Origin of the sequence: Campylobacter sp. (genome assembly GCF_020024835.1) — a bacterium.
Classification (GTDB): Bacteria; Campylobacterota; Campylobacteria; order Campylobacterales; family Campylobacteraceae; genus Campylobacter_D.
In genome coordinates, this window is sequence record NZ_JAHHTD010000040.1 from 1 (window position 1) to 11,921 (window position 11,921).

Consider the following 11,921-nt stretch of genomic DNA (forward strand, 5'->3'; position numbering starts at 1 on the left):
ATTTAAAAGAAAAGGTATTAAAGCTATAAAAAGATATAGTGGTATCGCATATAATTTTTTAAACTATGAAAAACTTGATTTGGAGGAAAAAAGATACATAGATGAAAATGTGATTATATTCTCTAATTTATTTGGTCCGATAAAAGCTAATGATATTTTGCCTTATTATAAATTTAAACAAGGTAAAAAAATTAAAAATTTTAATATAGAAAAATTTTATAAAGATAATTTTTCAAAAGAATTAGATGATTTATTAAAAAATGAAGTTGTGATTGATTTACGAGCTAAATTTTATGAGAAATTTTATACTTTAAATCAACCTTATATAAGCTTTACATTTTTAAAAAACTCCAAAATACTTAGTCATTATGCTAAAGCCTATAGAGGAATAATTTTAAATTTTTTGGCAAAAAATAATATCAAAGATAAAAAAGAAATGCTTGAAAAACTTCCACAAGATCTAAAAATTAAAGAGATAAAAATACAAGGGATAAATGAAGAGATAATACTAGAAATAATGAGCTAGGTTTAAAAAACCTAGCTTGCTTTTAAAATTAGAATTTATATAAAGCTTCAAGTCTGATAAATTGATCTTTATTTTTATCTTCATTTGGTAGATCAGAATCTTCGATCAAATAAGAATAAAATCCGCTAAAAGTAAGTTTTGGGCTGTAAGCATAAGATACGCTTCCAAGGAATTCACTTTTATCAATTTTCTCATCACTCTTTGGTGTTATATCTGCAGTTTTTGTATTACCACCAATATAGTCAAAACCTACTCTTAAAGTTTCAGCAAAAGTATAACCTACACCTGCAAAATAGAAGAAGTTTTTACCTATATCTCCATTTAAAGAACTACCATCTGAATAGAAAATTTGCTTACCTGGAGCTATTACTTGTCCATTATCTTCTATAGTTACAAAACTATAATCATTTTTATCACCATAGCTAACTATACCAGCTTGGAAATCAAAGTCTGAAACATCACCTTTAAGCATTCCAGCATAGAAATTACCATTTGTAAATGAAGCTGGACCTTTTTTGTGATGACTTTTAACACTATTTCCTAAATATTGACCTTCAACTTTGAAATTAGCCATATCGCCAAATGAGAATTTATAGCTTGCATCAACTGCATAGAAATATGCCCATCCTGCTGAATAAGCAGCCCATAATTGGAATGCAAATGGATCAAAATCACCTAATACAGCTCCACCATATAAAGATGAATTTTTAAGACTAAAATCAGCAAAATTTCCATCATCTATGTCATTAAAGCTATCAAACCAATAACCTGCAAAAGTTAAACCATCGATAGAATTATTTAAAACTTTAGCACCTGTGCCTATACTATCATCAGTCCAAATAGAATCTACTTCCATTTTACCAAACATTACGCTAGTAGCATAAGCTTCATTCATATACTCTAAGTAAGCTTGTTTAACAGCAAATGTGCTATGAGTGTTTGTTCCAACTTTTTTAAAATTTGAACCAGTTTCACCATTATTTCCAAATCCTAATTCACCTGTGCTGTATTGGAATTGAACAAATGCTTTAAAATTGTCATCTAAAGCTGCTTTAAAATTTAATTGAGATTTGAATTTATGCATATTATTTTTAGAGCTATTGTAACCATCTGAAATTACGTGGCCTTGCTCTGATCTATCAGAATCAAATCTATATCTTAACATACCTGATACATCAACATCTTTTATAGCTTCTTCAAGTGAAACAGCGTTTGCTGCTGAAAAAGCACCTGCAGCTAAAGCTGCTACTAAACTAAGTTTAACTAGTTTCATGAGAATTCTCCTTAATTAAAATAAAATGTGAGAGAAATTATATCATAGTTTTATATGAAAAATCTTAAAGTATATAAAAAAGTTAATAAGTAGTAAAAATATTTAAGGATAAAAATACTGCAGATACTATGAAATAGGTATCTTAAAATCATAAATTTTATCATACAAAATAAATCACTTAATAATATTTTTAAAGATCTAGTAAAAAACTAGACCTTTAAAAACTAAGGAGTTATCTATGAATGTTTGCTTTTACGAGTGTAATTATGCTCTTTGAAAGTTAATGTATAGAAACAATACATTATAATTTATCGCAAGTAGTGTCTTTGCCATTTAATAAAAAATGCTGTTTGTTGTCGCTTTCAAATTTAGGGATATAAGCGTAGGAAGTTTGTGGATTGATTAAGATACAAATATGTTTTTCTTTTTTATTTGATAATTTTATAATGCAATCGTTTTTAAAATTAAGTAATTTATCATAAGTTCTTAAAGAATTTTTCAAAGGAGAATACAAACGAGCAAAATCATCAAAAATCAAACGTGTGCTTCCTTTGCAAGAACCTTCAAATAATACCTTTGATATACCATAACTTTGCTCTATGTTGTATTTTGAATTTGTTTTTGCATTAGCTTGAGTAATAACTCCGCTTTGACCTGAATTCATTAAAAGATTAGGGTTTAATAAATCTATTGCTATTTCTTTGTCTTTGTTTATCATATTTTTGCCAAGATTAGCGTTTCCATCGCCATTTTTATCTAAAAATATGGTGTAAGTTTGCTCGTTGTTTGTGGCTGATTGTGATTTAATAAAATACAATTGCCACTTAGCTTTAAACCATTCTCTTTTAGCGATGTTAAAATCTTTAACTCTAAAATCATTTTGCATTAAAGCTAAATGTTTAGTATATTTAATGTCATTTAAAATTTGCTCTGCACCAAGTCGTAGATAATCTGGTTTTACATAAAAATAAGCCATAGAAAATATCAAAGAAAGTATAATACAAACTAAAATTAATTCTAAAAGAGTAAAAGCTTTACTCATTTTAATCTAAAATATAAAGAATGATTAGGCAAGCTAATAACTATATCGCTAGGTTTGCTAGAATACAAAAGACGCTTTCCTCCTTCATTAATACCATAAAATTTAAGTCTTAAAGCTAGGTCTTTTTTTGTTTGAACTTCTAAAATATTTTTTTCTTTTAAAATCTTTGCTAAATCTTTAGCTATATGATAATTATAAGCAAAATGCTTTTGTGGGGATTTTAAAACATAATAAAAAGAATAATTAAAAATAAGCCCTAGATAAAAAAGTATTAAGAAAATCAAAGAACATTCTATAAAGATATTATGTTTTAGACGTAATTGCGGAAGTCTTGAGCGATATGAAGACATCAAATAACGCAATAAAAGCGGTGTGCAAACTACACAAAATGGTAAAAAATCTTCTAAAAATAATCTCTGTCTTAAAGAAAATATCAAACAAAAAATAAATGTCGTTGCTATAACAAACCACAATAAAGGCTTATCTTTTTGTAAAAGAATTTTATATATCACATAAAAAAAATATAAAAAAATTAAAGGGGAAAAGCACGCAGCAAAAACACCTATGGTATCTAAAAAATACCCTTGTGGTTTGCCACCTGTATCAAAGCCGTAAATACTCATTGCAATTGCAAATAAAATTAAAGTAATAAAAATAAGTATTTTGTCTCTTTTATAAATTCCATAAAAGAAAAATGCTAAATATAAAATAGCAAAATTTCCATCTATTGCTAAAGAAAAAACTAAAAATACATAAAATAGTATAAATTTTTTATATTCAAATAAAACTAAAATCAAAAGAGTAAAAAATATCACTATAGAAGACTCATTAATCAAAAGCGCACTAGCTACACTACCTGGTAATAAAATAAAAAGAATTACTGATATTAAAGCGTCAAAAGAAGTTTTTGTGCATTTTAAAGCTAAGATATAAAGCAAGATACAACTAAAAGAATGGAGTAAAATAAAAGGAATTCTTAGACCATAATCATTTTGCCCAAGAATAGTCGTGCCTAACCTAGAGATCATAGCAATCAAGCTATGATCATAAAAGAAAATTTTAGCTTCATTATAGCTAATAGATAAAGTGCTTACGCCATATAGCAAAGCACAAAAATCAAGTAATAAAAATGCGAATAAATACCTTTTCATTCACTTAATCAAGATTCACAGGACCATTGCTTGCGTGAGATTGTAAAAATCTTAAAATTCTATTTTTTTCTGCATCATTAATTTTTGCAAAACCTTGCATAGCTGATAAATAAGCGTCCCATTCTTCCATTAAATGCTCTTTTGGCTTATGTGCTGCGTGGCAACTTGTGCAAGTATCATAATACGTAAGCTCTATTTCATCCCAAGCATCTATTTCTTTGTCGGTTAAGTCTTTAGTTTTTACTAAAAATTCCATTTCATTGCTAGCATTTTGAGAATTTAGAGTTAGTAAAAGATAGATACCATCTTTAGTATATGCTAATGATTTTGGATTTGAAGTAACTACTTCACCTTTTACTTTGATTAAAGAATAATCTCCCTCTTCTTTTACAAGCTCAACCTTAGAACCTTCATAAATTTGACCTACAACTTTTTTACTAGCAGTGTCTAAAAGATCTACTTTTTCACTATAAATAAACATATCTTTAGCAAATAAAGAGCTTGCTAAAAAAGCAAGCATTAGTATAATTTTTTTCATTTTAAGCTCCTATAATCTCTGGTGGTGTAGTTGATTTATAAGGTTTAATAACTTCATTTAATTTTCTAATATTTACAAGACAAGTATTAACACTTGTTGCTTGAGCCATAGTAGAAGTTGGTCTTGAACTTGTTAAAACATTAACATGTCCAGCATTACATCTTGGCATAGAATCATCTACATTTTCAGGATCATACCAAGCACCTTCTTGAATACTTACTACTCCCTCCATAATCTTATCTGTAACAAAAGCACCTGCTAATAAAGATCCTCTATCGTTATATACTTCAACAACATCACCATGATTAATGCCAAGTTTTTTTGCGTCATTGGTATTCATCACTACAGGTTCTCTACCTTGAATTTTATATAAATCTCTCACCCACGTATTATCAAGTTGGGAATGAATTCTATATCTTGGATGCGGACTCAATAAATGGAAAGGAAATTTTTTAGTTAATTTTTCATTACCAAGCCACTCTGCTGGTTCAAACCAAGTTGGATAAGCTTTAAAATCTTCAAGATTGTATTTTTCAAATTTAGGAGAATAAATTTGAATTTTTCCACTTTCTGTTGCAAGTTTATTAGCTACTGGATCTGCTCTAAATTCAGAATGTCTTACGTATTTATATGCTTCTTTTGGTATTTCAAAATGCACAAAGCCTTGTTTCCAAAAATCTGCAAATTCCATATGATAAGGACAATCGCTTCTTCCATAAAAACCTTCAAGCCATTGTTCTTTTGTCTTGCCACCTGTAAATTTTTTATGTTCTCTTTCGCCTATTCTCTTAGCTAATTCTTCAAAAATATCATAATCATTTCTACTTTCAAAGTAAGGCTGTATAACTTGTTTCATAGCATAAACATAATCTTGAGAATAAGAGCCACCAAAGCTTATATCATCTCTTTCTAAAGTTGTTGTAGAAGGTAAAACAATATCTGCCATTTTTGCCATAGGAGTCCACCAAGGCTCATGCACTATTAAGGTGTCAAGAGTTCTTAAAGCCTTAATGAGTTCATTGGTATTTGGATGATGTCCTAAAACTGAAGCCCCAACTACATACATTAATTTTATTTTAGGAAAAGTTATTTCTTTGCCTTTAAATTTAATAGTTTTTCCTGGATTTAAAATAGCTTCTGAAATTCTACTTGCTGGAATATTGCTATCAAGATTATTTTTACCTTGTGGCAAGCCAACTGGAAGTCTCACTCCTGAAAAAGCCTGTCCTCCGCCTGAATAGTGCATAGAAAAGCCAAAACCTCCGCCTGGTAAGCCTATTTGACCTATCATAGAAGCTAATGTTATCAAAGTCCAGTCTGCTTGTTCGCCGTGTTGAGCTCTTTGCATAGCCCAATTTCCAGCTAAGAAAGTTCTATTTTTTACAAAAGTGTCAGCTAAAGATGTGATAACTTTTTCTTCAACTCCTGTAATATTTGCCGCCCAAGATGGAGTTTTTTCTATACCATCACTTTGTCCAAGTAAGTATGGTAAAAATTTATCAAAACCATCGGTATATTTTTCTATGAATTTTTTATCATATTTACCGCTTTTATATAGATAATTCATCATACCAAGCATTAAAGCTACATCTGTATTAGGACGAATTTTAATCCATTTAGCATTTAAAATTTCAGCGGTTTTAGTGTATTGAGGGTCAATTGAAATAAATTTAATATTTGACTTGCTATATTTTTTATAGTATTCGTCATTGCCACGATTTGCTACTTTAAAATCAATCTGATTGCATTTATATAAATCTGCACCCCATAATACATATACTTGAGTATTTTCTAAAATCATCTCATGAGCAGTTTGTAAAGAATAAACTTCTAAATCTCCCATTATAGTTGCATTTACTCTACCAGCTGCACCATTACTATACTCACCATCTGTGCCTATATGGCCACCTAAAGCTGTATTAAAAAATCTACCTGCAACAGAATTACAATTGTGAAGTAAGCCAACGTGCCCCCAAGCACCATAACTTGCATTAAATAAATTTTCAATAGGAGTTTCTTTTAATTTTTGTGAAATAAGATCTAAAACCTTCTCCCAACTTACCCTTACGAAAGGTTCTTTACCTCTTAACTTAGGTCTTTTTTTACCTTCTAAGAAACTTTTTCTTACACACGGATATTTAATCCTAGTATCTGAATAAGTCCTGTCAATAATTGCATCTGTGATAATAGAAGGATGTTTGTCAGATTTTTGTGGAGTAATTTTTGTAATTTTACCTTCTGAATTAACATCTGCAAAAAATGCACCAAAATGAGTTGCGTGTGGAATTTTTTTAATGTCATAAAATTTAGTTCCCTCTACTGCAGCCATTAGTGGGTTAGTAGAAGCTATGGCTGAAGTTGCGGCTAAACCTTTTAAAAATTTTCTTCTTGTTAAACTCATAAACTATCCTTTCTTAACAAAAATGAATATCATAAGAATATCGTAATATCCTTAGTTTAATTTAAATTTTAATGTCCCAAAAGAATTTTATCCATTCTGTAGTTTCTTTGATATAAAATTCAGGAATTAATAAAGCTGAAGATTTATAAAAAATAGTAGCAACTTTAAGTTCTAAATGCGGATATTTTTCCATCAAAACTTTTTTGATTTCCATCATTGTTTCACCACTATCAATAATATCATCTATTAAAAGAACTTTTTTATAAATACTAAGATCTGGAATATTAAAAATCTTAATCGTATCTAATTTTTGAGTATCTTCATAATGGATAGAATTTAAAGAAAAAAGATTTCTATTATCTAAACCCTCTGCTAAAAAATGCCCCAAAGTCATACCACCTCTTGCAATAGCAAGCAAAACTTCTGGAGAAAATTCTTCTTGAATTTTACAAGTAAAAGAGATAATTTCCTTTTGAAATTCTTCATAAGAATAATAATACATTTTAATGTCCTGTGAAATGTAATATAAAAACAAGCAAAGAAATAAAACTTAAAACAACTATGCCGAAGTTAATCCGCATAAATTCTCTTTGCACAAAACACATAAATAAATAAGCAATAAAACCAAAAGCAAAACCTGTTGTAATTGAATAAGTCAAGGGCATCATAATGATAATAAAAAATGCACTCACTGCAATACTTGTATCTTTAAAATTAATATTTGTAACTTCCATAAACATTAATATCCCTACTAAAACTAATATAGGATAGATAGAATTTGCAGGGATAGCCTTAAATACAGGAAGTAAAAATAAAGTAAAAATAAAACAAATTGCTGTTACTAATGCGGTAAGTCCTGTTCTACCACCTGCTTCTACTCCTGCTGAACTTTCCACAAATGCAGTAACGGTTGAAGTTCCAACTACTGCACCAAGTGCTGAACTTGCAGCATCAACGCCTAGTGTTTTACCTAGTTTTTTTTCTCCCATTTTAGGATCATCAAAAATTTTTCCTCTTGATCCAACCCCTGTGATAGTTCCTACGCTATCAAAAAGTTGAGTAACAAAAAAAGTTAATATGATAGGTATCATACTAAGTTCTAATGCCCCTATAATATCAAGCTTTCCAAATATGGCACTTAAGCCATTTTCACCTTCGAAAATAGGTAAAGAAAAAATTCTTTCTGGAAAAACAGCATCGTTTATGTTAAAAATCCAAGCAAAAAGCGAACTAACAAAAACCGCTAAAATAAATGCTGCTTTAATCTTCCAAGCCCAAAAGGCAAAAACCAAAAATAAGCCAAATATGCCAAATAAAACATTAGAATTTGAAAAATCTCCCAAAGTTACCAATGTTGCATCACTTTTGACAATTATACCCATTTGCACAAGCCCCATAAAAGCTATAAAAGTTCCAATACCTGCTGAAATTGCTTTTCTTAAATCATTAGGAATACTTCTAATAACCCAAATTCTAAAATTAGTAAAAGAAAGTAAAGTAAATATCATACCGGATAAAAATACTGCACCCAAGGCTGTTTGCCACGGAATTTGATAAGTATTACAAACACTAAAGGTAAAATACGCATTTAATCCCATACCTACACTCATAGCTACAGGTGTATTTGAAACAAAGGCATTTAAAGTGGTTGCAATGATACTCACTAAAGCTGTCGCTACAATTAAAGCCTCCAAGGGCATACCAGAAGCACTCATTATATTTGCATTTACTGGTATGATATAAATCATTGCTAAAAAAGTAGCAATACCTGCATAAATTTCTGTTTTTACACTACTTTTATGCTCTTTTAGTTTAAAAAAATCCATTTTTTTCCTTAATTAATAAATTTTTAATTCATTATATAAACTATCGCGTTCTATAGCAATATAACCTGAACTTTGTATCATTTCTACAAAAGTTTTTAAACTTAAACCATTGGCACTTTTTGCACCGCCAGCACTTTGAATACTTTCTTTTTCAATAGTCCCGTCTAAGTCATTAGCCCCAAAATCTTGTGCAACCATAGCTAAATTTATCCCCATAGTAGCCCAATAAGCCTTGATATTTTTAATATTATCAAGAATAATTCTCGCAATAGAAAGTGTTTTTAAAATTTCAACTGATCCTAAAGGCTTTTTACCTGTGATAAAACTATTATCTTGCTGCCATACTAGTGGAATAAAAGCATTAAATCCTCCGGTTTGATCTTGAAGCTCTCTTAATCTTATCATATGATTGATCCTATGTTTTCTATCTTCAATATGACCAAAAAGCATAGTTGCATTACTTTGCCTTCCTTTTTTATGCCAAAGTTTGTGGATTTTTAACCAATTTTGACTATCAACCTTGCCACGACAAATTTTCTTACGAATTTCTTCATCAAAAATTTCAGCTCCTCCTCCAGGCATAGAATCAACACCATAATCGAGCATTTTTTCTATAATTTGCTCATAGCTCATATTAAAAGTTCTACTTAAAAAATCAACTTCTGCGGCGGTTAAAGCTTTAATGTGCAAAAAAGGATATTTTTGCTTAATCATTTTAAAAATTTCTAAATACCATTCCAATGAAATATTTTTATTATGTGCTGAAACGATATGAATTTCTTTAGTGTCTCTTTGCACCGTTTCATCGACAATACTCATAATTTGTTCATAAGTCATAGTGTATGGATTGGGATTTTTTCTATGAGCAGAAAAAGCACAAAATTTACAAGTATCAGCACAGATATTAGTGGGATTAATATGACGATTTATATTAAAATAGACTTTATTTCCGTGAAGATTAGTGCGAATTTTTTGAGCATATTTTCCTAAAGTAAAAAGATCAAGGTCCCAAAGCTTATTGGCTTCTTCTTCATTTAATCTTTCTTTGTTTTCTAATTTTTGAATAATTGTTTGCATTATTTAACCAGATTTAAAATTTAAAAACTTAATTATATTTTTAACTTACTTAAAATTTAATACAAATTATTATAATATGACTTAAAAAATATATTTTAAGGATATTTTTTGAGTCTTAGTGTAGAAAAAATTCAAAAATTGAAATTTTCTTTGAAGAATTATGAAATTTATTGTTCGAAATTTTTTTTAAAACAAGGATCTTTTAGCTATCATCATTCTAAAGAAATTGATCATTTTATAAAAAATGTATATGAGTTGATTTTAGATGATTTTTTTGATAATTTTTTTCCACATGAGGATAAAATTCCTTTATGCATTATAGCTATAAAACAATATGCAAAAATGAATTTAAGTATAAAAGAAAATATAGATTTACTCTTAATATATAAGGATATTAAAGCTTATAATATAAAACCTTTAATGAAAAATTTTTTAGGAATTTTAAATGATATAAATCTTAATATAAATTACCAAATTTGTGAGCTTAATGGAATTTACAACATAGTAAAAAATGAAATTAAGCAAGATATTTTACAACACAGATTTATTTGTGGTTCTAAAATTTTATTTAAGCAAATTAAAGAAAAAATCACGCAAATACAAGATGAATTTAAAGATAATTTTACTTACAAAATTCTCAAAAATTTTAATCCTTACAAACAAGCACTATTAAAACAAGAATTTAACATTAATACAAATCTTGGCGGACTCAATGAGCAATTAGAAATAGAAAATTTAAGTATTTTGCATAAAGATGGTCCGAAAAATTATATGTTAAATTTTATTAATGAAAAAGAATTGAGTGAATTTAAACTTGCAAGTGATTTTTTATTTTCATTAAAATGCGCAATGAATCTTTTAGAGGAAAAAAATACAAGTGTATTCTTAATACAAAATACTCAAAATCTTGCAAATTTAATGTATATAAAAGAAAAGAAAAATTTAAATCTTAATTTTATACTCACACAAAAAGCTCTACAGGCTATGCACACTTGCGGAATTTACACTCATTTTTTAGCAAGAAATATACAAAAGCAACAATGTCAAAATTTTGATTTTTTAGAAGATGATTGCTTTATTTATAATGAAAATGAAAGTAATTTAGAAAAAATTTTAATGATACTTTTAAAATTAGATGATAAAAATTATTATTTTGATATCAATCTAGTTTTTGCACTCAAACGTTCAAAAAATAACATAAAAAATTTAGATTTTTTTGAAGCTATTTTAAGACGCAAACACTCTTATAGTATGTTAAGATTATTGTTAGTAGATGCTAATCTTTTAAAAGATTTTTGCAAACCTTTAGCTCAAAGTAAATTTTTACTTGAAGAAGAAGGAATATATAGTGCATTAGATAGGGCTTTGCTTTGTTTATATCATTTTGAAAATAAAAATGAAGATTTAGATGAAGATGTTTTATTGGTATTAAAACTAACCATACTTTTAAGTGCGATTAATGAAAGTAATGAAATATCCTTAGCAAATATTTATCGGGCTTATGTTGGTAAATTTAATATAGACAATAATAACTTAGAACTTGGAATAAGACTGCTTAAAAACTTCAATGCTTTTAAAGATATTATCGAAAAAGAGGATATTTACAATCAAACTATAGTATTAAATTTTATATCTAAACTTACCAATTTACACACTCTAAAAATGCTTTATATTTTATCTTTTTGCAATGCTAAAGCTTTAGGTATAGAAAATAGTTTTTATTATAAAAGTTTAGAAAATTTATATCAAAATGCTCTTGAAGGTTTTGAAGATGAAAATCTAATAGATGAAAGCCAAAAAAGAGTTAAAAAAGAACAAATTTTAAAAAGAAGTAAAGCTTTTATAAATCTTGATAAACAAACACAAGATAATATCACCCATATTAAATCTAATTTATTTTTTATCCAAAATAATTTTGAAAAAATAATTAAAATTACCCAAACTGCACAAAAAGAAAAATTCATATTTTGGCTTGATAATAATGAAAATTTCATTTTAGAAATCATTATGAATAAAAGTGATAAACTAGAAAATATACTAAATTCTTTGAGTTCTTTAAATTTGATTTTTATGGGATTTTTTGAATT

At 27.9% G+C, this 11,921-nt stretch carries 10 protein-coding genes; 2 read left to right on the forward strand and 8 right to left on the reverse strand.

Features of this window, described 5'->3' with window-relative positions:
- Positions 1 to 526, forward strand: a 526-nt coding sequence (yaaA, locus tag QZ429_RS06555; protein WP_291953039.1) for a peroxide stress protein YaaA, incomplete at its 5' end; no start/stop codon positions are given.
- Positions 527 to 554: 28 nt separating this feature from the next.
- On the opposite strand, the gene QZ429_RS06560 is transcribed toward yaaA, so the two are convergent.
- The 8 genes from QZ429_RS06560 to mqnE all read right to left on the reverse strand — a co-directional run bounded on the left by QZ429_RS06560 (position 555) and on the right by mqnE (position 9,834).
- Complete coding sequence (locus QZ429_RS06560; protein ID WP_291953041.1) at positions 555 to 1,799, reverse strand: major outer membrane protein; 1,245 nt, start codon at positions 1,797 to 1,799, stop codon at positions 555 to 557.
- Between the two features lie 301 nt (positions 1,800 to 2,100).
- Complete coding sequence (locus QZ429_RS06565) at positions 2,101 to 2,841, reverse strand: Tfp pilus assembly protein FimT/FimU (RefSeq protein ID WP_291953042.1); 741 nt, start codon at positions 2,839 to 2,841, stop codon at positions 2,101 to 2,103.
- Complete coding sequence (locus QZ429_RS06570) at positions 2,838 to 3,992, reverse strand: hypothetical protein (RefSeq protein WP_291953043.1); 1,155 nt, start codon at positions 3,990 to 3,992, stop codon at positions 2,838 to 2,840. The genes QZ429_RS06565 and QZ429_RS06570 overlap by 4 nt, the downstream gene beginning before the upstream one ends.
- 4 nt (positions 3,993 to 3,996) lie before the next feature.
- Positions 3,997 to 4,530: a hypothetical protein gene (locus QZ429_RS06575; protein ID WP_291953045.1), complete on the reverse strand. Its 534-nt coding sequence runs from the start codon at positions 4,528 to 4,530 to the stop codon at positions 3,997 to 3,999.
- 1 nt (position 4,531) lies between these two features.
- Positions 4,532 to 6,931, reverse strand: a complete 2,400-nt coding sequence (locus tag QZ429_RS06580) for a molybdopterin guanine dinucleotide-containing S/N-oxide reductase (RefSeq protein ID WP_291953047.1) — start codon at positions 6,929 to 6,931, stop codon at positions 4,532 to 4,534.
- Between the two features lie 61 nt (positions 6,932 to 6,992).
- A complete protein-coding gene (locus QZ429_RS06585) occupies positions 6,993 to 7,433 on the reverse strand; it encodes a phosphoribosyltransferase family protein (protein WP_291953049.1) in 441 nt (146 codons plus the stop codon).
- Between the two features lies 1 nt (position 7,434).
- Entirely contained in the window at positions 7,435 to 8,757 is a 1,323-nt protein-coding gene (locus tag QZ429_RS06590; RefSeq protein WP_291953051.1) for an NCS2 family permease, read from the reverse strand.
- Between the two features lie 12 nt (positions 8,758 to 8,769).
- Complete coding sequence (mqnE, locus tag QZ429_RS06595) at positions 8,770 to 9,834, reverse strand: aminofutalosine synthase MqnE (protein WP_291953053.1); 1,065 nt, start codon at positions 9,832 to 9,834, stop codon at positions 8,770 to 8,772.
- Positions 9,835 to 9,942: 108 nt separating this feature from the next.
- Here mqnE and QZ429_RS06600 point away from each other — a divergent pair.
- Positions 9,943 to 11,921 (forward strand): nucleotidyltransferase (locus tag QZ429_RS06600; protein WP_291953055.1); only part of this gene is annotated, 1,979 nt, incomplete at its 3' end.

What these genes read in the sequence shown, in the direction of transcription:
- QZ429_RS06560 (WP_291953041.1), bottom strand. Translation starts at nt 1,799, where the DNA reads ATGAAACTAGTTAAACTTAGTTTAGTAGCAGCTTTAGCTGCAGGTGCT.
- QZ429_RS06575 (WP_291953045.1), bottom strand. Translation starts at nt 4,530, where the DNA reads ATGAAAAAAATTATACTAATGCTTGCTTTTTTAGCAAGCTCTTTATTT.
- QZ429_RS06580 (WP_291953047.1), bottom strand. Translation starts at nt 6,931, where the DNA reads ATGAGTTTAACAAGAAGAAAATTTTTAAAAGGTTTAGCCGCAACTTCA.
- QZ429_RS06565 (WP_291953042.1), bottom strand. Translation starts at nt 2,841, where the DNA reads ATGAGTAAAGCTTTTACTCTTTTAGAATTAATTTTAGTTTGTATTATA.
- QZ429_RS06585 (WP_291953049.1), bottom strand. Translation starts at nt 7,433, where the DNA reads ATGTATTATTATTCTTATGAAGAATTTCAAAAGGAAATTATCTCTTTT.
- mqnE (WP_291953053.1), bottom strand. Translation starts at nt 9,834, where the DNA reads ATGCAAACAATTATTCAAAAATTAGAAAACAAAGAAAGATTAAATGAA.
- QZ429_RS06590 (WP_291953051.1), bottom strand. Translation starts at nt 8,757, where the DNA reads ATGGATTTTTTTAAACTAAAAGAGCATAAAAGTAGTGTAAAAACAGAA.
- QZ429_RS06570 (WP_291953043.1), bottom strand. Translation starts at nt 3,992, where the DNA reads ATGAAAAGGTATTTATTCGCATTTTTATTACTTGATTTTTGTGCTTTG.